Raw genomic sequence first — 19,908 nt, 5'->3', positions numbered from 1 at the left:
GAACTCCGCTGTTTTTCCGCCGATTTGCACTTTATCACTTTACTATATCATATTTTGCAGGGAAATGCGATACAAAATTCATTCCGCCTTTACAATATTCAGGAGTACGTCCGCCATGCTGTCCATGGACTGGACCGGAACGTACTCGAACCGGCCGTGAAAATTGTGGCCGCCGGTGGAAAGGTTGGGGCAGGGAAGGCCCATGTACGAAAGCCTTGCGCCGTCCGTGCCGCCGCGGATGGCTACGATCTCCGGCTCCACGCCCGCGTCCTTCATGGCCTTTTTTGCCTTTTCAATGATAAACATATGCGGCTCTATTTTTTCTTTCATATTGTAGTAGGAATCCCGCAGGGTGAGCTCAATGGTATTGTCCCCGTATTTTTCGTTGAGATAGCGGGCGACTTTTTCAAAACGGGCTTTTTTCTCCGTAAACTGGTTCATGTCGTGGTCGCGGATAATATAGCGCAGAACGGCTTTTTCCTCGTCGCCCTCCATGTGGCTCAGGTGGTGGAAGCCCTCGTAGCCCTCGGTACAGGCGGGAATTTCGTTCGGAGGAAGCATGGAGTTGAATTCAACGCCCATCAAAAGCGCGTTCTTCATCTTGTTTTTCGCGTCGCCCGGGTGGATGTTCACCCCGTTTACCGTGACCGTCGCGGCCGCCGCGTTGAAGTTTTCGTACTCAATTTCCCCCAGCCTTCCGCCGTCCACCGTGTAGGCGTAATCCGCCCCGAAATGTTCGACGTCGAACCTGTCCGCCCCGCGCCCGATTTCCTCGTCCGGGGTGAAGCCGACCGCGATTTTTCCGTGCTTTATCCCGCCGCCGCTCAGTTTTTCCAGGACGGTCATGATTTCCGCCACACCGGCTTTGTCGTCGGCGCCCAGCAGGGTGGTGCCGTCGGTGACGATTAAATCCTTGCCCTTGTAATCGCGCAGGCTTTCAAATTTCGCGGGGCTCATCACGATCTGTTTTTCCTGATTGAGGACGATGTCCCCGCCGTCGTAATTTTCCACGATTCTCGGCCTGATCCCGGCGCCGCTCGCGGACGGGCTGGTGTCCATGTGGGAAATCAGCCCGATCACCGGCAGCTTTTCCTCACAGTTTGCGGGAAGCGTCCCGTAGACGTAGCCGTTTTCGTCCATGTGGGCGTCGGAAAGGCCCAGCCCCTTCATTTCCTCCACCAGAAACTTTGCCAGCTCCTTCTGTTTTTCGGTGCTGGGGCAGACGTTTTCCGGGGCGTTTTCGTCGGAGGTGGTGTCAAAGCCGACGTATTTCAGAAATCTTTCATATGCTCGCATGTTATGCTTCTCCTTTATCCGATGGAAATCCGCCGCATCGGCGGGATGCGGACTGATTCCATTATCTGTTAATGTACCCTATTTTACTACGATAAGCCGGAAAAAACAATCAGGACCACGCGCTTTTCAGGCAGTCCACCGCCGCGCCGATTTCCCCGAGGGGAATCCCCGCGAAGCCGAGCCTGATTCTGGAGGTCCCTTCCTGCGGCGGCATGGTCCGGACGCCCTTCTCCGCCGCCAGGGCGCAGAGCTCCTGCGATGATAGCCCGGTTTTCACGTCCAGGATCAGGTACAGAAACGTCTCCTCCAGCAAAATATCGACGCTGTCGCCGAAAGCGCTTTTCAGGGCTTTGATCAGTGCGGTGCTCTTGGCGGCGTACAGCTTTCTCAGCCGGCGCAGGTGGCGCTCCAGCTGTCCGCTTTTCACGTACCCGCTCAGAGCCAGCTGCTCGATTTTGGAGGCGGTCTGGTTGTAGCGGCTGGCCCGCGCGCGGTAGCGTTCCAGAAGATTTTCCGGCAGCACCATATAGCCGATACGCACCGAAGGAAGCAGAAGCTTGGAGAAGGAGCCGATGTAAACGATGCTTTCCCCGCCCGCCATGCTCTGCATGGCCGGGATCGGGCGCGCGTTGTAGCGCAGCTCGCCGTTGTAGTCGTCCTCAAGGATGATCGCGCCGGTTTCCCGCGCCCAGTTCAGCAGCTCGGCCCGCCTGCCCATGGGCAGGCTCGTTCCCGTGCGGACCCGGTTGGAGGGACTGACGAACAGCAGCCTCGCACCGCTTTTTTCCAGCGCGTCCATCCGGATGCCGCTTTCGTCCGCCGGCAGCTGCAGGACATCCAGTCCGCAGTCGGAGAAAATCTGTTCAGCCTGCAGAAATCCCGGCTCTTCCATGGCAACGCGCGTATCATCCCTGTTTAATAATCCGCATAATATGGTTAACAGCGGCTGTGTGCCCGCGCCGATGACGATCTGCTCCGGGGAAGCGACCACCCCCCGGACGCTGTAGCTGTAGGCGGAAAGCGCCTCACGCAGAGAGCGCTCCCCCTGATGCTCGCCGTACCCGGCGATGACCTCCTGACGGTTCAGCACGTCGCGGATATGGCGCCGCCAGGCCCTGATGTCGATATTGTCGCTGTCCACGCAGTCGCTGCCGAAATTATAGCGGATGGGAGGGGCACTCGGCAGAGGGGTACCGACGCGGCGCGGCTTTTGCCGCCCGTCGTCGTGCGCCACAGCCAGAACAAAATAGCCGCGCTGCGGCCGGGACTGGATATAGCCTTCCACGCAAAGCTGCTGATACGCGTTTTCTACCGTCGTGCAGCTCAGTTTTAAATCCTCCGCCAGCTTGCGGATGGAAGGAAGGCGCTCTCCCTTCGCGAGATGTCCGGCCTCAATGGCGGCTTTCATAGTGAGGTAAAGCTGCTGATAAAGCGGGGTGCCCGAATCGGCGTCCAAAATCAGATAATCGTAGGTCATGGGCTTCCTCCAAAAACTGTACTGATCATTTTTTTATTAACTGTATATTTCAATATGAACAGTTATACGCTATTATTATAGCACAGCTTTAAAGCAAATCAATCATTGGAGTGTTTAGATGATGAAAACGAACCGGTCTTCTGCGACGGGAACCTATGTCATGACGGCGCTTTTTGCCGCGATGATCTTTGTGGTTACGGCCTATGTCCTCCATATCCCTACGCCCGCGACGGGCGGATATATCCATCTGGGGGATTCCATCCTCTATCTTGCGGCCAGTATTCTGCCCGCGCCGTTTGCCATCGCCGCCGGGGGAATCGGCGAAGCGATGTCCGACGCGCTGACGGGGAGCGTAGCGTACGCGCTGCCGACCTTCCTGATTAAATCGGCCATGGTCCTCTGCTTTTCCGCGGCGGGCAAAACGATTCTTCATAAGCGCAATGCCGCGGCGGCTGTCGCCGCCGGGGTGATCTGCATCGCCGGGTACTATCTGACGGAGGTCGTTTTTCTGCACAGCTTTGTCTCTCCGCTGGCGGAGATACCGGCCAATCTGGTGCAGGCAAGCGCCAGCGCGGCGGCTTATTTCCTGCTGGGCAACGCGCTGGACCGGTTGAATGTCAAAAACCGTATCGGCGTCCTGAATTAAATCATTCATAGTTTTGGGGTATTATCATGAAATTCAATACAAATCGGCAAAAGACGACGGTCAATGTCGCGCTGACCGGCCTGATGGGCGCGCTTGTACTGGTGGGAACCTATCTGAACGTTCCGATTCCCGTGCTTGGCGACAAAACCATGATCGGTCTCGGCAACGTGTTCTGCATCCTGTCCGGCCTGCTTTTAGGACCGGTTTACGGCGGCGCGGCGGCGGGAATCGGTTCGTTTATCTTTGACCTGATCGGCGGCTGGGCCTCCAGCGCACCTTCTACGCTGGTCTTTAAGTTTATGATGGCGTTTGTCTGCGGCACCATCGCCTGGGGCGGGGACAAATCCGCGAAAAAGCTTTCCCGCCTGATTCTTGCGGCGGTCGCGGGCTCTTTAAGCTACTGCGCCCTGTACCTCGGCTACTCCTATGTGAAGGAGCTGCTCATCGGCTCCGCGGTGCAGGTCGTCAATATTAAAATCGCGACCAAAGCCGCCGTAACCCTTACGAACGCGGTGATTGCGGACGTGGTGGCCGTACCGCTTTCCCTCACTATTCGGAAAGCGCTCGACAGAAACCATGTCGGCGGAAAACTTCAGGAATAGCCATTGAAATATTGTTAATTTTTTGCGATCATGCTATAATATACTCCTTGCTAAAAAGTACAGCGGCAGGTATTGGAGTATAGGATAGATGAAAGAAAAAAAAGACCGTAAAATCAGAAGTTCCATCGTGCGCGACGCGCTCAGTACCTTTGGCACAACCGCGTTCGGCGCGGTAATGGGGTTCGTTTCCTCCCTCGTGATCACGGGGGTTCTGGACCCGGCTTCCAAGGGATATATTACGCAGCTGCAGTACGTGGGGACGCTTCTGGTCACCTTCCTTTCCCTGAGCGTCAGCTCCGCGGTGATTTACTATACGTCGCGCTACGGGCTGAAGAACGTGAAAAAAGCGCTGACAAAAATCTGCGCCGGAATCGTTGTCCTGATCGTCGTCATCGGCCTTGCAAGCGTTTTTGTACTGCGCGACAGCTATTTTGCGGACACTCCTCTCTTATACAGCGTGCTTGCGGTGGTTTACGGCGTGTTTTCCTTTTTATCCACCGTCTACACCTGCATTCTGCGCGGGGAGAACAAGTTCAGCGCCTATAATATCATCACCCTGATTCAGCGCGTGCTGACCACCGTGTTTGCGTTCAGCGTGTTTTTCTGGAAAACGCCGCTGGTGATTATTCTTTCCAGCATTCTGATTATGGTGGCCATGATCGGGATGTGTATTTCCGTGCTGCGCAGGGGTCCGGAACAGGCGGTAAGCGAAGAGGACGATGTGCTGGTCGGCGCCGGTACCATGGTAAAGTACAGCCTGAAATCCCACGTTTCCAACATGCTGACCTATGTGAACACCTATGCCGCCAATTTTATTGTCAAGGGATATTACAAGGTCGCCGCGCTCGGCGTGTACTCCTTCGCCTCCACACTGATGGAGCAGGTCTGGCTTTTGCCGAATGCCGTCAGTATGGTCATCATGTCACGGATCGCCGGGATGAAGGTGCAGGAGGATAAAGTCAAGCTGACGCTGATGTCCTGCAAAATCGTTACCTACATTACTTTTGTGTGCGCGTTCCTGCTGACCTGGATGGCGCAGGTTTTCGTACCGATTGTTTTCCCGAAATATATCGCGGCCATTCCGGCGCTGCGCATCCTGATTATCGGTTCCATCTTTATTACTTACGCGAAGGTGCTGGCAAACTCGATTGCGGCGTACGGAAAACCGGAGCTGAATATCATCTCTACGGTGATCGGCGTGGCGTTCAACATCGTCCTCAGCTTTGTCCTGATTCCCGGCATGGGCATCAACGGCGCGGCGGTGTCGACGTCCATTTCGCTGACGGCGCAGGGAGTGACCTCGATTATTATTTTCTGCAAGTTTACCAGAACGCCTTTCTACAGGCTCCTGATTCCGAGCAAAGAGGAAATTTCCATTGTACAGAAAATTATCAAACGATAATGGAATGATACAAAAAGCCTGTGGGCGCCGGTCCGCGGGCTTTTTTCATTCAGCTTTAAAATAAAGAACATACAACCGTCACATTGCGCCAATATAATAACCATACGTCAGGAAGATATTTCCAATTTTTTAGAATGGAGATGCAAATCATGAAGGATCGTATGGTAAAACGGGTGGAAGCGGTGTTGCTGGCCGCCGTTTGTACTGTCGGACTTGTGGCATGTTCCTCGCAGACAACGGCCGTGACGGCGGCACAGTCGGCTTCCCAGCAGAGCAAGGACAATCAGACAACCGTGTACGGCAAGGTGACGGCGGTTGACGGCAGTAAAATCACTCTTGCTCTGGGGACCTTGAACCCCGGAGAGGGCGGCGGGCGTCAGGGAAGCGGGAAAGGCGGAGCTTCCGGCAGTGAACAAAAGGGAGACCTTCCGTCGAAAGACGATACTGCGTCTGGCGGCGACAATTCCGAAGGGAAAAATCAAAGGCAGCCGGGTTCCGGCGGCGCAGGCGGATTTGAAATGCTGACGCTCACCGGCGAAACAAAAACCATTACCATTTCCGATGAAAGCATCCTTACCAGACAAAGCGTGCGGGGAAACCGGCAGACTCCGGGCGGAAAAAAGGAACAGGGGACGGATTCCACGGCTTCTTCCGCAGAGGATACAAGTGATACATACAGTACAAAAGGAGTGAAAAATACAAGCGGTAATGAAAGCGGAGAGTCCGCTTCCCTCAGCGACATCACCGTCGGCAGCGTGTTAAAGGTCACCAGCGAAGCGGGAACCGACCAGCTGATTTCCGTACAGATTCTGGGCGGGGGCGCGCACGAAAAACCGGAAGAGTCAAGCAGTTCAGGCCAGTCCTGAGGAAGCGGGACATAAAAACTGCCTGCCGGAAGCAAATATTCCCAGCCGCCGCAAAAAACCTTTGAAAGCAAAAAGCGCTTTGATACGGTCCTGAAAAGGACTGTTCAAAGCGTTTTTTTTTCATACAGTAAAATGGACTATTCGGCAAGAGCCTTCAGACCCGGGACAAAGGCACGATTTGTTGCAGTCTGCTGCCTGAGTGTTATTGATTGCGGAAACGGGACAAAAACTCCCGGGTGCTTTCCTGCTGAGGATTGGAAAAGAGCTCTTCCGGCGTGTTTTCTTCCGCCACCACGCCGTCCGCCATAAAGACGACACGGGAGGAAACGTCGCGGGCAAAGGCCATTTCATGGGTCACGATCACCATGGTCATGCCTTCCTGCACAAGATCGCGCATAACCTGCAGCACTTCGCCGACCATCTGGGGATCGAGCGCGCTGGTCGGTTCGTCGAACAGCAGCATTTCGGGCTCCATGGCCAGCGCGCGCGCAATGGCGACACGCTGCTGCTGTCCGCCGGAAAGCTGGTGGGGTTTTGCGTTGATGTATTCGCCCATACCGACCTTCGTCAGATATTTCATCGCGGTTTCTTCCGCGGCTTTTTTATCCTTCCTGAGTACTTTTGTTGTACCGGCCATGCAGTTCTGGAGCACGGTCATGTTGTTGAACAGGTTAAAGGACTGGAACACCATTCCCACCTTGGAACGGTACACGTTCACGTTGCTCCCCTTGGAGGTGATGTCCCTGCCGTGAAAGAAAATCTGGCCGGAGGTCGGCGTTTCCAGCAGGTTGATGCAGCGCAGGAGCGTGGACTTGCCGGAACCGGAAGCGCCGATAATACAGATGACGTTCCCGTGATAGGTTTCAAAGTCGATATCCTTCAGCACCTGATGGTCGCCGAAGCTTTTGCTCAGATGGCTTACCCGCAGGATCGGGGCGTTTACTTCTTCCATATTTGATTGCCTCCGTGCTTCTTAACAGGATTGTGGCCGCAGGGGTCGGCCATCATATCGGTCTCTACCAGAGAGTAATAGCCGGAGCCGTCGATCTTGCGCTCCATCCAGCGCAGCAGGCGCGAACAGGTAAAGGTCATGATAAAATAGATCACGCAGATGATAAAGAATACTTCAAAATACCGGAAGTAGGCGCCGGCGGCGGAGTTTCCGGAGAAGAACAGCTCCGTGACAGAAATGATGTTCAATACGGAGGTATCTTTGATGTTGATAATCAGATTGTTGCCGATCTGCGGAAGGATGTTGCGCAGGGTCTGCGGCATAATGACGCTTACCATGGTCTGCCAGTGCGTCATGCCGATCGCCTTTGCGGCCTCCGTCTGACCCACGTCGATGGAGTCGATGCCGCCGCGTACGGTTTCCGCCATGTAGGCCCCGGTGTTGATGGATACGATGAAAAACCCGGCGAACATCGCGCTCATATCCACGCCGAACATCTGCTTGGAGCCATAGTAGAGCACCATGGCCTGAACGATCATCGGGGTCCCGCGAAAGACTTCTATGTATACTGCTAAAATAAACTGCAGGACCTTATACAGGATTTTGATGACCGGATTGGCTTTTTTGTTGTAGGGCAAGGTCCTCAATACGCCGACCAGAAGGCCGATCAAACATCCGATCAGGGTGCCGACCAGCGCCAGCATCAGCGTTACGCCCGCTCCGCGCAGAAAAATCATTCCGTATTTGTCGAGCAGATACAGTACCCAACCGAAAAAATCGGTTTCGTTGGGGAGATTCATAGATTACACTCACTTCCTGCCTGAACGCAGTCAATCGTTATTGAGCCATCGGCTGCTTTGAAATCGCGTCCTGCATGATTTTGTCGCGGTCGGCTTCACTGATTTCAGCGAGGGCTTTATTGATGGTTTCTTTTAAGTCCGCGGCGGATTTCGAAACCGCAATGCCGAGGTTGACGTCTTCGTCAGACGCCTTGAAATCGTCTCCGCCGGTGGAAAAGTCGAGCATGACAAGATCTTTATTCGTAGAGGTGGCGGCCATGGCCGTCGGCTTGTCCGTCACAAAAACCTCGGTCTTGCCGGAGGTCAGGGCCACGATCAGCGCGGGAACATTCTTCATGGCCGGATGGATTTTCGCGTCCGGGATCTGGTTGAGCATATCGTACCAGATGGTGTTTTGCTGGGAAGTGCAGGAAGCGCCCTTCAGGTCGGCCACACCCTTGGCGGAAGCGTATTTGCTGTCGGACTTTACAAGAGCGTAAATGGAGGCTTTGTAGTAAACATCCGTGAAATCGACGGTCTGCAGACGCTCCTTGGTAATGCTCATGCCCGCGATCGCCGCGTCCAGCTTGCCGGAGGATACGCCGGGGGCAAGACCGTCCCATTCGGTTTTGACGATTTGCAGGTCGTATCCGATTGCGTCGGCAATCTTCCTGGCCATCATAACGTCGTAGCCGTTGGCATACTCGCCGCTGCTGTTGGAAATCGGGACCGCACCGTTGGAATCATCCGCCTGCGTCCAGTTGTACGGGGCAAACGCGCACTCCATGCCGACCTTGAGCACCTTTTTTGAAGCGGTGCTTCCCGCGCCGGATGCGGCGGGAGCGGCGGACTGTGCCTCGCTTTTGGAACAGCCCGCCAAAGAAAACAGGCTGATTGCCATCGCCGCACAGAGCACGGCGGATAAAATCCTTTTTGTCTTTTTCATAATAATACCCCTTCCGTTAAAAAAAGCAATACCGGCAAACCGCCGGTGAAATCCTGAGTGAAGCAGATTGATATGCAGGAAAGATGAATGAAGACTGCAAAAAAACACCGCTTTATCTGTTAAACCTGCTGAATTATTGCAAATTATAATATGATTATAGGGAAATGTCAATGGCTGTTTCTTGAAAAATCATGCATCAGATTGGGCTGTTTTATGCATTTTGCACCTTGTTAGAGCGTTAAAGCAACATCCCCTCAAAAAAATATTTTTATGTCGACAGTTCTCATTGTTATGTAAAACGGGGTTTTCAGAACAGCTGCTTTGCCAGAACGCAGAAAAAAGGCATTGTCGCCACGGAAAACAGGGTCGTCAGCGCCACGGCCTTGGAGGCGAGCTTTGCGTCCCCGCCGAACTGGACTGCAAACATCGCGGTGGCGGTAGCCGACGGAGCGGCGCAGAGCAGTAAAACGGTGGAGGCCACGATTTTGTCAATGCTGAACGGGAGCATCAGCACAAGGGTCAGGCCCGGGAGCAGGACCAGCCTCAAAGCGGAAAGCAGGTAAAGGCCGCGGTCCGTAAACAGCTCCTTCAGGTTGATTCCGGAAATGTAAACTCCCACCACGATCATGGCGAGCGGCGTGTTTATCGAGGCCAGAGAGTCGATCGGGGATTCCAGAATTTCCGGCAGCCTGACGGAGAACGCAAAAAGCGGAAAGGCAACCGCCAGCCCGAGAATTCCCGGATTGGTGGCGATCTGCCTCAATCCCGGGGCGCGTTTGCTGCTGACGCTGGCATAACCGTGCGTCCACATAAAAAAACTGAACACGGCATTGTACATGGAAGCGTAGGCGACTCCCGTGCTGCCGAAGACGGCTTCCACAAGCGGAATCCCCATAAATCCGCTGTTGGAGTAGGCGGCTGCGAAACGCAGAATTTTTTTCTGGTGATCGGGATTTTTCCGGAAAAAGAGCATACTGGCGAGAATCGCCAGACCCATGGCAAAAGCCGACCAGAATACGGCGGAAATCAGCTCTTTGATGCCGATCTGTCCGATGATGCTCTGCAGCGAGGCGATAATCAGGCACGGCGTTACAACGTACATCAGAATGGAAGTAATCTGCTGCGCGCCGCGCTTCGTAATCATCCCGGTCCTCCCGCAGAGATAGCCGATGAGGATCATAATAAACAGAATCATGACCTTCTCAAAAATGGTCAAAAAGGAAGTAAGCATCAGAAATCCACCCCGATCTTTGTCAGAGAGGTCTTTGCGCGGGCCAATTTGGTGGTGTAGAAATGATTCAATTCAAGCGTCCTTTCCGCAGAGAGATTATATTAGGAAGAGTTTTGCATGGAACAGCTTTTCTATGGTCCTGACAACTGCGTCGCTGTCCTGACTGCCGATGATCTGCGGCGCCGCTTCCTTCAGGCCGGCCGTCGCGTTGGCGACCGCATAGCCGTAGTCCGCCGCTGCGATCATGCCCGCGTCGCTCTCGTCGTCGCCAAAAGCGGCGACCTTTTCCATCCCGTACCGCCTTTTCAGTTCCAGTACGGCATTTTCCTTGGAGGCTTCCACGCTGTAGATTTCCAGAAAATAGTGGCCTTCGTTGTTCCGGTCGGGGTAATAGACCGCGCTGATTTGCCCGGCGCAGCTCAGGCTCAGAATTTCTTCGCGCAGCTTCCGGATGGTTTCCAGCCGGTCAACCGCCATGATATAGACCACGTCGCGGTTTTCGGGCAGCGGGTTGCAGATATAATTTTTTAAGGGCCGCAGCTTCTGTTCGTGGTAAAAGCGCTCCTCCGCCGCATTGGTAAAATCACCGTAATAAATATGAAGGATATCGTTGATGATCGTGTGCACAAAGCAGTTCAGCCCGTATTTGTCAAATACCCCCAGCACTTCCTTCGCTGTCGCGTAAGGGATATTTTTGCTGTAAAGATAGGTCTTTTTCCTGATATCATACAGCGCCGCGCCGTTCATGGCAATCACCGGAAGCGAAAAAGAGATTCCTTTCAGGATCGGCTCCATGGAAGAGGACGAACGTTTGCTCGCCACCGTGATCATAGCGCCCCTTTGCAGGAGCTGGTTCAGCTTGAAACGGGTGAAATTGCCGATCTGCCCGTCGGAGTTGGTCAGTGTGCCGTCCAGGTCGCTTACGAACAGCAGATTGCCGTTCTTTCTGCGGGGAAGATGAAACGCGTTCACGCCCAGCGACACGAAGATGCCGATCAGCGTGTCTAAAATTCTGTTCAGCGCGAAAAAATAAGGACTCGCATCCTGGCCGTGAGAAACGGTAATGCTCATAAAGACAACACAGGTAATATAGGAAGCGGAGGTCTTTTTGGCAAGTACGGTAATATAAATGAGCGGGATGATTACGGCGGAAATCAGCAGATATTTCAGCACCGGCACATTCGGCGGGATAAAGCTCTTTTCCGCCATCATGACAAGCATGCCGGCGGTCCCGCCGATCAAGGTGCCGATGATGCGGTTAAAGGCGACCTTCCGGCTGTTGGAGACATACGGCTGCATGCACAGAATGGACGCTATTGCGGAATAAAACGGAATTCCGTCGCCGCGGAGAAGATAGATTGCGAAGCAAAGGAAAACCGCCACAGAGGATTTGATGATTCGCATTCCGATTTTGGGCATTTGCAAGTACTCCTAAATAATATTCATTTTTACTTAGTTTACCACAACACCATAAATTTGCAACGTTCATCTTTTGAAAAATCAATCCTTATGGATTGTTTATATTTTTTTGCAATACCAGATATGATCTTTGTGTAAACCATAAAGGGTCCCGAAACCAGGCATACGGTCTCAGAAAGAAATGCACCCTGAATCGACTTTTGCAAAGTCTGTTCAAGGTGCATTTTTTGTATAATGTTTTCGGTAAGACTGTTTTGTAACGGCCTCCTGTTCCGAATGGTATGGTGTTTTATTCCTTTCCGTAGCCGGATAGAATTGCCGCAGTTTCATCCGCTGTTTCTTCTTGTTCGATCAGATCTTCCAGAAACCGGGTAATGCTAACGCATTTATCTACGCCGAGTTCCTTAAAGAGCACCTGGTTTTTCGGGTCGTTTACGACGGCAAATGTTTTCTGGGTGTGAAAATATTTTTTCGCTATTTCACAGACAAGCAGGTTAAACGCATCCTTACTGCTGAGCGCTACAATCAAATCCATTTTATCCGCCGCTGCTGCTTTTAGTATGGCGGGATCGGTTCCATCACCGCAGACGGTTTCCACTTCGTATTCATCCGTAAGTTTTTTACACCAGCAGAAGTCTTTGCCGATCACTTTTACGCGATGTCCGTGTGCTTTCAGTGCTCCTGTCAGAAAGCGGGTTTTCGTTTGTTCGCCCACCAATAATACATTCATAGGGTTTTCGCTTCCTTATCATGAAGTAACACCCGCTGAGCTTCGTAAACAGAAAGAGCGGCGGGACAGAGCACGGTAATATTCATTTCAGAACAGGAAATCGCTTTTGATATGTCATTGATGTACGCAAGAATATTTTTTACAGGGTAGTGACAGTCGGCAATCTGAGCAATCATAATATTAGTGGCATCATCATCGGTCGCCGCCACCAAAGCATCGGCCTTTCGTATTCCCGCAGATTCCAGAATATCGCTGTCTGTACCGTCCCCCAGAAGGACGGAACCGCTGTAGGAGGAAGGCAGCCTTTTGAGTGCAGTCTCATCAGGGTCAATTACGGTGACGTCCCATTCCTTACTGGACATAGCGCACGCCAGGGAATTGCCCAGGCGTCCGCAGCCGATTATGAGAATCGTCCCGTCTTTTTTGCTGTCAAACAATCGCATGAAGATTCCCTCTTTCTGTTGCTTATCTTAGCACAACGGATATTATCGTGGCGTTAAGAATGGCGGAAAGACGTTAAGATTCCGTAAAAGGGTTCGGTCCCCATTTGCAGAACGGCGGTGTCCGCTTCCGAGATAACGCAGCACGGGCGGGCAGGATCTTTGCCCGTTATTCGCAGAAATAAGCGCAGAAGCTGTTTTGCGGTATATACCATTATTTTCGTAAAAGAGGAAACAGAATTATTTTTTGCCTATTGACAAAAACTAAAAATATGTTTATAGTATTAATACACCCCCCAGGGGTGGAGTGAGGTGAAGCGATGAATAAAAAATTCAATGTAACGGGCATGACCTGTTCGGCTTGCTCGGCCAATGTGGAAAAAAGCGTCCGGAAGCTGAACGGAGTGAACTCCGTTAACGTCAATCTGCTTTCAAACAGCATGACGGTGGACTACGACGATACGGTTGCCAATGACGCTGAGGTGATCCGGGCGGTGGAAAACGCGGGGTACGGCGCTTCCGTATATTCCCGTAAGGCGAATGCAAACGCGAAAAGCCAGCCGCAGGAGAGCCCGGTCCAGAAAGAACTGCAGTCGATGAAAACGCGCTTGATTGTTTCTTTTACATTTTTGATTCCTCTGTTGTATCTTGCCATGCATCATATGCTGAAGGAATGGATCGGCCTGCCGGTGCCGGAATGGATCAAAGCGACCTTCCACGGTCCGGAAAACGGCGTGGTGTTCGCGTTTGCGCAGTTCCTGCTGCTTTTGCCGATCGCCTATGTCAATCGCAAATATTTTCAGGTCGGATTCAAAACGCTGGCAAAACGCGCGCCCAACATGGACTCCCTGATCGCCATCGGTTCCACGGCGGCGATCGTGTATGGAATCTTCGCCATTTTCAAAATCGGTTATGCGCTGGGACACGGCGATATGGAGACGGCGGACCATTTTCTGATGGACCTCTATTTTGAATCGGCGGGAACCATTCTGGCGCTGATTACGCTCGGAAAATATCTGGAGGCCAGGTCAAAGGGAAAAACCTCGGAAGCGATTACCAAGCTGATGGATCTGGCACCGAAAACCGCGGTGGTGATCCGCGGCGGCGCCGAGGTTGAAATTCCGGTGGAAGAGGTCGTTGTCGGCGATATCCTGCCGGTCCGCCCGGGCCAGAGTATCCCGGTGGACGGAATCATCGTGGAGGGCTCTTCCTCCGTCGACCAGTCCGCGCTGACCGGCGAGAGCATTCCTGTGGAAAAGCATGCCGGCGATAAGGTCATTGCCGCAACCATTAACAAAACCGGATATTTCAAGTTTGAGGCGCAGAAGGTCGGTGACGACACGACACTGGCACAGATCATCGATCTGGTGGAGGAAGCAAGCTCCTCCAAGGCGCCGATCGCAAAGCTTGCGGATAAGATCAGCGGCATCTTTGTTCCGGTCGTAATCTGCATTGCCATTGTTTCGGCGGCCGCGTGGCTGATCGCCGGCCAGTCGTTTGAATTCGCCCTCTCCATCGGCATCGCGGTGCTGGTTATTTCCTGCCCGTGCGCGCTGGGGCTGGCGACTCCCGTCGCCATTATGGTCGGTACGGGCAAAGGCGCTTCCAACGGCATCCTGATTAAATCCGCGGAGGCTCTGGAAACGGCGCATACCGTGAATACGGTGGTTCTGGATAAGACCGGAACCATTACGGAAGGCAAGCCGAAGGTGACGGATATCCTGATCACCGGACTGGCCGCGGAGCAGGAGCTGCTTACAGTTGCTGCTTCCATGGAAAAGCCCTCGGAGCATCCTCTTGCGGACGCCATTGTGGAAAGGGCGTCCGAACTGGGGCTGGAGATCAAAGCGGTCGATCAGTTTGACTCCGTTTCCGGCCAGGGCGTTGCCGCGGTGCTGGACGGCAAACAGTATTTTGCCGGAAACCGCGCGATGATGGAAAGCAGAAAGGTGGATATCTCCTCCCTGCAAAGTGCCTGCGACGCGCTGGCGGAGGACGGAAAAACGCCGCTGTATTTTGCGCAGGGGCAGAATCTGCTGGGCGTCATCGCGGTGGCGGACGTTGTAAAGCCGACCAGCCGTCAGGCAATTGAAGAATTTAAGGCAATGGGTATTGACGTAGTCATGCTGACGGGCGATAATAAAAGAACAGCTGAAGCGATCCGCCGCCAGCTTCATATTGACCGCGTTGTGGCGGAAGTCATGCCGCAGGACAAGGAAAGCGAGGTCCGCAGGATTCAGGAAGGCGGCAAAAAGGTCGCGATGGTCGGCGACGGCATCAATGACGCACCCGCGCTCGCAAGAGCCGACGTCGGGATCGCCATCGGGGCGGGAACGGATATCGCCATTGAATCGGCGGACATTGTGCTGATGAAAAGCGATTTGCTCGACGCCGTGACCGCGGTGCAGCTGAGCAAGGCCGTCATCCGCAACATCAAGGAAAACCTGTTCTGGGCTTTCTTTTACAACAGCATCGGCATCCCGCTTGCGGCCGGCGTGTTTTTCTCCCTGCTGGGCTGGAAGCTGAATCCGATGTTCGGCGCGGCGGCTATGAGCCTGAGCTCCGTGTGCGTTGTTTCCAACGCGCTGCGGCTAAAGCTGTTTAAACCGCGCAGAATCTCTGCGGGGCAAAGACAGAACGAAATCGAAAACCCGATCAAAACAGAAGCGGAAGGAGATCTTTCTGAAATGAAAAAAGTCATTACCATTAACGGCATGAGCTGCGAACACTGCAAGGCCAGGGTCGAAAAGGCGCTGAACGCCATTGGCGGCGTGGAAGCAAAAGTGGATCTGAAAAAGAACAACGCCACGGTTTCGCTGAAAACGGAGGTTTCCAACGAAGCGCTGAAAAACGCCGTGCAGGAAGCCGGCTATGAGGTGGTTTCCGTAGAGGAAAAGAAGGGCCTGTTCGGCAAATAATTTTACACGGAGGGCTGCCATGAAAGCAGACAAAGAAAAGGTGACCCGGTTGCTGAAAACCGCACGGGGACAGCTTGACGGACTTTTGAAAATGGTGGAAGAGGACCGCTACTGCATCGACATCTCCAACCAGCTGATGGCCACGCAGGCAATCCTGAAAAAAGCCAACATTGAAATTATCCACGCGCACCTTGGCTGCTGTGTCAAGGAAGCGTTTGAACAGGGAGACGCCGAAGAAAAGATAGACGAGATACTGGCTGTCATGGATAAGCTTTCAAAATAACGCCCGTAGCTGCCGCATAAATGTCCGGCGGAAAAGGGCCGCAGAATACAAGCGTTCCGAGTGGCTTTTCAAGCCTTTTCGGGGCGCTTTTTTTCTGATTACAGGCTGAAATTTGAAAAAAGAAGGTTTTTGCAGAAATATAGATAACATTGACAGATTATAAGATTTGAAATATAATAATATTGTGTATAAAAGAGACATGGAATGAAAGTAAAGAAGTAAAATTTTATCAGTTTTGAACTGAATTTTTTGATTGCTGAGGCGGTAGAAAAATGAATTTTACATCGAAACGGTCTGTTTTAATTTCTGCAATTGCAATCCTCATTCTTCAGACGGCAGGACTTTTGTTCCAATTCCACGGGGTGGGCGGCTTTTTCTATTCCGTGATCGGGAGCATCCTGATTCTAATTGCCGCCGACGCCCTGTTTGGAAAAAACGGAGGGGAACCCCACCCCGTAAAGCAGAAGGACCATGGACAGGACGACCTGGGAGAACGGCTTTTTCAGGTCGCGGAAACCATGGGCTTTGACTCCCAGCAGCTGATCTGGCTTTCCAAGGACAACATGAAAACCTTTGAAAAGGTTGCAAAGATTTCTTATGAAATTGAAAAGCTCAGCGAACAGAATGCGGCCAGTTCGGAAGAAATCAATGCAAGCATCAATGAGCTTGCCGGAGCATGTACCAATCTGAATTCCGGGATCATAAAAATCGAGGATCATTCCAAAACCTCCATCGAAATGCTGAACAAAAATGAGCGGACCATCCGAAGCATCGGGAGCTTCATCCTCGACCTTACGTCGGTCATCAAGGTCGCTTCCGACAGCAACCTGGAGCTTCGGGAATCCTCTGCGAAAATCAATGAAATTGTGGACTATATCAGAAAGATATCCAGCCAGACCAATCTTCTGGCGCTGAATGCCGCCATAGAGGCCGCGCGGGCGGGGGAGGCCGGCAAGGGATTCTCCGTTGTTGCCGGGGAAATCCGGCGGCTCGCGGTGCAGACGGACGACGCGATCTCCGTTATTGAAGGCGTGGTCAGAAATATTGTCGATAAAATACAGACATCCAACACGGCCATGACCGAAATCGGCGGCAAGATGAAAAATGTGGACGGCATTGTCACGGAATCGTCTCAGATCATTCAGGAAATCAATTCGATCCTGAAGGATGTTCAGAACGCGATTTCCGGACTTACCCAGGAGTCGCTGATGCAGAAGAATACGGCGGCTGAAATTGAAAAAGCAGTGGAAAATGTCGCGGAGGCGGTACAAAAGACCCACGATGTTTCCTGCTCCGCCATTGAGATGGTAAATGTCCAGCAGAAGAAAAACGAAACGATCCTTTCCTTTTGCAACAAGATCGGCGAAACCGCGGAAATGCTGCAGCAGGATGCCATGGCTTTCAAAAAGCAGGACGAGATCATCTTCGGCGTCAATCCTTTCGTCGAGCCCGACCGTATCCGGAAAACCTATGTGCCCATCCTCGAGCGGGTATGCGCCAGCGTGGGGCTGAAATGCCGCACCCTGATCGTCAGAAGCTACGACGCGCTCAGTGAAAGCGTGGAGAAGGGCATCATCGACGTCGGCTGGTTTTCTCCGTTCGCGTATGTCAACGCGCATGAAAAATGCGGGGCGAATGTGCTGGTTACGCCGAAGGTCCAGGGCCGCTGCTCCTACAACGGGTACGTTGTGGCCCGCAAGGACGGCAGGGTGCATTCCCTCAATGACTTAAAGGGAAAGACCTTTGCCTATGTCGATGAAAAAAGCGCGTCGGGGTATCTGTACGCCCGCGATATGATGAAGCAGAACCATATGGACCCGGACACCATTTTTGAAAAGGTCGTCTTTTTGGGCAACCACAATAATGTTGTCAACGCCGTTCTGGCCGGGGAGGTGGACGCGGGCGCGACCTACGACGAGGTTTACAATCAGGCGCGTGCCGACGGGCTTTTCACGGACGAGCTGATCATTGTCGCCCGTACGGAGGAAATTCCGAAGGATGCCCTGGCTGCCAGAAAGGACATGCCCGCGGCGCTTGCGGAAAAGCTCAGCGGCGCCTTTGTGGACTTCAGCGACTACAGCGGGATCGATACGACGGTTCAAGGCTTTGTCAGGAATGAAGACAAGGCGTACGATATTATCAGAAGATTAAATCATTAATTTCGAATTCATAATTTTTCCAGTATCTTCATTAGTTTACATAATTTTCAGTATTGTTTTCTTCATGCATTGGTGTTACGATAAGTGCAAGAAAAGTTACAAACCTGTAACAATTCAAAATCGAGAAGCATGAAAAGGAGATAATACATGAAAACGAAAATACTTGCGTTAATTGCATGTGTGCTGATGTCAGGTACGGCCGGCGCGATTGTAAACAGCGGCGATACCGCGGCTGCACCAAGCGAAAGCACCACCACAAGTACCGTTTCTGTCGATTCTCAGGCGGAAGCCGTGGAAGTAACCAGCGAAGCACCGGCGGCGGACACACAGGAAACAGGCAACACCGTTGCCGATATCGTTAAATCCGGTACATCCAGCGTTTGCCCCAAAACTTCCGCTTCCAACGGAACCATGGCGGGAACCGATTCCACCAACTGCAAGGTTGGCAACAGCTGTGCCAGCAACCAGATCTGCAGCACGGCAAACGGCTGCATCAACAACTCCAACTGCAAAGCAGGCACCACCTGCACAGTCAATTCCAACTGTCTGACCAATTCCTCCAACGGAAACAAATATCAGATCACGATTGGCGGAAAAACATACACCTGCCCCAATACGAACGCAAGCTCTAAGCCGAGCTCCAGTTCAAAACCGAGCGCAAGCTCCAAGCCGAGTTCCAGTTCCAAGCCGAGTTCCAGTTCTCAGGGCGGCACTTCCAGCACACCGTCCACTACGGGCGGAAGCTATGCTTCCTTCCAGAATCAGGTAGTTCAGCTTGTCAATCAGGAAAGGGCCGCAAACGGACTCAAGCCCCTTACCGTCAATTCCTCTCTGACAAAGACCGCGACCTTAAAGTCGCAGGACATGGCGAAACTGAACTATTTTGACCATCAGTCTCCTACCTACGGTTCTCCGTTTGATATGATGAAGCAGTATGGGATCAGCTACAGGGCCGCCGGCGAAAACATCGCCATGGGCCAGACATCCCCGCAGCAGGTTATGCAGGGCTGGATGAATTCTCCCGGACACAGAGCAAACATCCTGAATGCTTCCTTTACCCAGATTGGCGTGGGCATTGCCCAGAACGCACAGGGCCGTTATTACTGGACCCAGCAGTTCATCGGTTAAAAATCTCAATTCCTTTCAAATGATGTGAAAGAAGGCAGCCGTTTATCGGCGGCCTTCTTTTTTTGCCGTCATGGAACGTGTCAGAAAACGTTGGAACAAGATGGAGAGCAGTGTCATAAAGTGTTTACTGGAGGCCTGGACAATGACCAGAGGGCTGTTGGAAAGGTCTTCAGCAGGAGGAATGAGTATGAATAATTTTTTTACCTGGGAAACGCTGGCTACCTTTGCAGGATGCGCCGCCGCGACTGCGGTGATTACCCAGTTCGTGAAGAGCGCATCGTTTTTTAAAAACATTGCCACCCAGTGGGTGTCCTATTTCGTTGCGATAATCCTTTTACTGGGGGCAACGTATTTTACCGGCGCGCTGACATGGTCGTCGGGCGCATTGATACCGTTTAACGCGGTCATCATTGCCCTTAGTGCCAATGGGGCGTATTCCGCTGTATTAAGGGCCACCGGGACCAAAGAAAACAAATAGATGAAGTAACGTTCCGCTGTGGAAAGGAATGTCCTTCCGGCCGGATGGCCGGAAGGATGTTCTGAAAATCCATGTGATCCCTGGGTGTGCCCGCTCCCATTACACAGGCGTATACTGCACTTTTCGCGGGTCACCACATATTATATTAAAAAGCGT

At 52.6% G+C, this 19,908-nt stretch carries 18 protein-coding genes; 9 read left to right on the top strand and 9 right to left on the bottom strand.

Annotation, left to right across the window (positions count from 1 at the left end):
- Positions 1 to 78 precede the first annotated feature (78 nt).
- Both pepT and pdxR read right to left on the bottom strand, forming a co-directional pair.
- Entirely contained in the window at positions 79 to 1,296 is a 1,218-nt protein-coding gene (pepT, locus tag VXK30_RS11455; RefSeq protein WP_275713755.1) for a peptidase T, read from the bottom strand.
- Positions 1,297 to 1,405: 109 nt separating this feature from the next.
- A complete protein-coding gene (gene pdxR / locus VXK30_RS11450; protein WP_275713754.1) occupies positions 1,406 to 2,773 on the bottom strand; it encodes a MocR-like pyridoxine biosynthesis transcription factor PdxR in 1,368 nt (455 codons plus the stop codon).
- A gap of 118 nt (positions 2,774 to 2,891) precedes the next feature.
- Between pdxR and VXK30_RS11445 the strand changes: the two genes are divergently transcribed.
- The 4 genes from VXK30_RS11445 to VXK30_RS11430 all read left to right on the top strand — a co-directional run bounded on the left by VXK30_RS11445 (position 2,892) and on the right by VXK30_RS11430 (position 6,289).
- On the top strand, positions 2,892 to 3,419 hold the full coding sequence (locus tag VXK30_RS11445; protein WP_275713753.1) for a TIGR04002 family protein: 528 nt from the start codon (positions 2,892 to 2,894) through the stop codon (positions 3,417 to 3,419).
- Positions 3,420 to 3,445: 26 nt separating this feature from the next.
- Complete coding sequence (locus tag VXK30_RS11440; RefSeq protein ID WP_275713752.1) at positions 3,446 to 4,021, top strand: ECF transporter S component; 576 nt, start codon at positions 3,446 to 3,448, stop codon at positions 4,019 to 4,021.
- Between the two features lie 88 nt (positions 4,022 to 4,109).
- The gene (locus tag VXK30_RS11435) at positions 4,110 to 5,423 is read left to right on the top strand and encodes a lipopolysaccharide biosynthesis protein (RefSeq protein WP_275713751.1); all 1,314 of its coding nucleotides are present in this window, start codon (positions 4,110 to 4,112) and stop codon (positions 5,421 to 5,423) included.
- A 149-nt stretch (positions 5,424 to 5,572) separates the two neighbouring features.
- Positions 5,573 to 6,289, top strand: coding sequence for a hypothetical protein (locus VXK30_RS11430; protein WP_275713750.1), 717 nt, complete (start codon positions 5,573 to 5,575; stop codon positions 6,287 to 6,289).
- Positions 6,290 to 6,491: 202 nt separating this feature from the next.
- On the opposite strand, the gene VXK30_RS11425 is transcribed toward VXK30_RS11430, so the two are convergent.
- The 7 genes from VXK30_RS11425 to VXK30_RS11395 all read right to left on the bottom strand — a co-directional run bounded on the left by VXK30_RS11425 (position 6,492) and on the right by VXK30_RS11395 (position 12,789).
- On the bottom strand, positions 6,492 to 7,241 hold the full coding sequence (locus VXK30_RS11425; protein WP_275713749.1) for an amino acid ABC transporter ATP-binding protein: 750 nt from the start codon (positions 7,239 to 7,241) through the stop codon (positions 6,492 to 6,494).
- Positions 7,229 to 8,041 carry an amino acid ABC transporter permease gene (locus tag VXK30_RS11420; RefSeq protein WP_275713748.1) on the bottom strand — a complete coding sequence of 271 codons (813 nt, stop codon included), beginning with the start codon at positions 8,039 to 8,041 and terminating at the stop codon, positions 7,229 to 7,231. Before VXK30_RS11420 ends, VXK30_RS11425 begins: the two co-directional genes overlap by 13 nt.
- A 37-nt stretch (positions 8,042 to 8,078) precedes the next feature.
- Positions 8,079 to 8,966, bottom strand: coding sequence for a transporter substrate-binding domain-containing protein (locus VXK30_RS11415; protein WP_275713747.1), 888 nt, complete (start codon positions 8,964 to 8,966; stop codon positions 8,079 to 8,081).
- 307 nt (positions 8,967 to 9,273) lie between these two features.
- Complete coding sequence (locus tag VXK30_RS11410; protein WP_275713746.1) at positions 9,274 to 10,197, bottom strand: AEC family transporter; 924 nt, start codon at positions 10,195 to 10,197, stop codon at positions 9,274 to 9,276.
- A 96-nt stretch (positions 10,198 to 10,293) separates the two neighbouring features.
- The gene (locus tag VXK30_RS11405) at positions 10,294 to 11,616 is read right to left on the bottom strand and encodes an HAD-IIB family hydrolase (RefSeq protein WP_275713745.1); all 1,323 of its coding nucleotides are present in this window, start codon (positions 11,614 to 11,616) and stop codon (positions 10,294 to 10,296) included.
- Positions 11,617 to 11,905: 289 nt separating this feature from the next.
- Positions 11,906 to 12,346 carry a potassium channel family protein gene (locus VXK30_RS11400; protein ID WP_275713744.1) on the bottom strand — a complete coding sequence of 147 codons (441 nt, stop codon included), beginning with the start codon at positions 12,344 to 12,346 and terminating at the stop codon, positions 11,906 to 11,908.
- Positions 12,343 to 12,789: a potassium channel family protein gene (locus tag VXK30_RS11395; protein WP_275713743.1), complete on the bottom strand. Its 447-nt coding sequence runs from the start codon at positions 12,787 to 12,789 to the stop codon at positions 12,343 to 12,345. The genes VXK30_RS11400 and VXK30_RS11395 overlap by 4 nt, the downstream gene beginning before the upstream one ends.
- A gap of 317 nt (positions 12,790 to 13,106) precedes the next feature.
- On the opposite strand from VXK30_RS11395, the gene VXK30_RS11390 reads away from it, so the two are divergent.
- The 5 genes from VXK30_RS11390 (at position 13,107) to VXK30_RS11370 (ending at position 19,752) form a co-directional block, all read left to right on the top strand.
- Positions 13,107 to 15,704 (top strand): heavy metal translocating P-type ATPase, encoded by a 2,598-nt coding sequence (locus VXK30_RS11390; RefSeq protein ID WP_275713742.1) that lies wholly within the window; start codon positions 13,107 to 13,109, stop codon positions 15,702 to 15,704.
- A gap of 19 nt (positions 15,705 to 15,723) precedes the next feature.
- Positions 15,724 to 15,987, top strand: a complete 264-nt coding sequence (locus tag VXK30_RS11385) for a metal-sensing transcriptional repressor (protein ID WP_038324927.1) — start codon at positions 15,724 to 15,726, stop codon at positions 15,985 to 15,987.
- Between the two features lie 272 nt (positions 15,988 to 16,259).
- The gene (phnD, locus tag VXK30_RS11380; RefSeq protein WP_275713741.1) at positions 16,260 to 18,146 is read left to right on the top strand and encodes a phosphate/phosphite/phosphonate ABC transporter substrate-binding protein; all 1,887 of its coding nucleotides are present in this window, start codon (positions 16,260 to 16,262) and stop codon (positions 18,144 to 18,146) included.
- A 147-nt stretch (positions 18,147 to 18,293) separates the two neighbouring features.
- Positions 18,294 to 19,274, top strand: coding sequence for a CAP domain-containing protein (locus VXK30_RS11375; protein WP_275713740.1), 981 nt, complete (start codon positions 18,294 to 18,296; stop codon positions 19,272 to 19,274).
- A gap of 187 nt (positions 19,275 to 19,461) precedes the next feature.
- Entirely contained in the window at positions 19,462 to 19,752 is a 291-nt protein-coding gene (locus tag VXK30_RS11370; RefSeq protein WP_141825586.1) for a hypothetical protein, read from the top strand.
- The last annotated feature ends 156 nt before the right edge of the window (positions 19,753 to 19,908 follow it).

This window comes from Caproiciproducens sp. CPB-2 (assembly GCF_036287215.1).
GTDB lineage: Bacteria > Bacillota > Clostridia > Oscillospirales > Acutalibacteraceae > Caproiciproducens.
The sequence above is the reverse complement of the archived record's forward strand: the minus strand, read 5'-3'. Positions and strand labels throughout refer to the sequence as shown.

What these genes read in the sequence shown, in the direction of transcription:
- pepT (WP_275713755.1), bottom strand. Translation starts at nt 1,296, where the DNA reads ATGCGAGCATATGAAAGATTTCTGAAATACGTCGGCTTTGACACCACC.
- pdxR (WP_275713754.1), bottom strand. Translation starts at nt 2,773, where the DNA reads ATGACCTACGATTATCTGATTTTGGACGCCGATTCGGGCACCCCGCTT.
- VXK30_RS11445 (WP_275713753.1), top strand. Translation starts at nt 2,892, where the DNA reads ATGATGAAAACGAACCGGTCTTCTGCGACGGGAACCTATGTCATGACG.
- VXK30_RS11440 (WP_275713752.1), top strand. Translation starts at nt 3,446, where the DNA reads ATGAAATTCAATACAAATCGGCAAAAGACGACGGTCAATGTCGCGCTG.
- VXK30_RS11435 (WP_275713751.1), top strand. Translation starts at nt 4,110, where the DNA reads ATGAAAGAAAAAAAAGACCGTAAAATCAGAAGTTCCATCGTGCGCGAC.
- VXK30_RS11430 (WP_275713750.1), top strand. Translation starts at nt 5,573, where the DNA reads ATGAAGGATCGTATGGTAAAACGGGTGGAAGCGGTGTTGCTGGCCGCC.
- VXK30_RS11425 (WP_275713749.1), bottom strand. Translation starts at nt 7,241, where the DNA reads ATGGAAGAAGTAAACGCCCCGATCCTGCGGGTAAGCCATCTGAGCAAA.
- VXK30_RS11420 (WP_275713748.1), bottom strand. Translation starts at nt 8,041, where the DNA reads ATGAATCTCCCCAACGAAACCGATTTTTTCGGTTGGGTACTGTATCTG.
- VXK30_RS11415 (WP_275713747.1), bottom strand. Translation starts at nt 8,966, where the DNA reads ATGAAAAAGACAAAAAGGATTTTATCCGCCGTGCTCTGTGCGGCGATG.
- VXK30_RS11410 (WP_275713746.1), bottom strand. Translation starts at nt 10,197, where the DNA reads ATGCTTACTTCCTTTTTGACCATTTTTGAGAAGGTCATGATTCTGTTT.
- VXK30_RS11405 (WP_275713745.1), bottom strand. Translation starts at nt 11,616, where the DNA reads ATGCCCAAAATCGGAATGCGAATCATCAAATCCTCTGTGGCGGTTTTC.
- VXK30_RS11400 (WP_275713744.1), bottom strand. Translation starts at nt 12,346, where the DNA reads ATGAATGTATTATTGGTGGGCGAACAAACGAAAACCCGCTTTCTGACA.
- VXK30_RS11395 (WP_275713743.1), bottom strand. Translation starts at nt 12,789, where the DNA reads ATGCGATTGTTTGACAGCAAAAAAGACGGGACGATTCTCATAATCGGC.
- VXK30_RS11390 (WP_275713742.1), top strand. Translation starts at nt 13,107, where the DNA reads ATGAATAAAAAATTCAATGTAACGGGCATGACCTGTTCGGCTTGCTCG.
- VXK30_RS11385 (WP_038324927.1), top strand. Translation starts at nt 15,724, where the DNA reads ATGAAAGCAGACAAAGAAAAGGTGACCCGGTTGCTGAAAACCGCACGG.
- phnD (WP_275713741.1), top strand. Translation starts at nt 16,260, where the DNA reads ATGAATTTTACATCGAAACGGTCTGTTTTAATTTCTGCAATTGCAATC.
- VXK30_RS11375 (WP_275713740.1), top strand. Translation starts at nt 18,294, where the DNA reads ATGAAAACGAAAATACTTGCGTTAATTGCATGTGTGCTGATGTCAGGT.
- VXK30_RS11370 (WP_141825586.1), top strand. Translation starts at nt 19,462, where the DNA reads ATGAATAATTTTTTTACCTGGGAAACGCTGGCTACCTTTGCAGGATGC.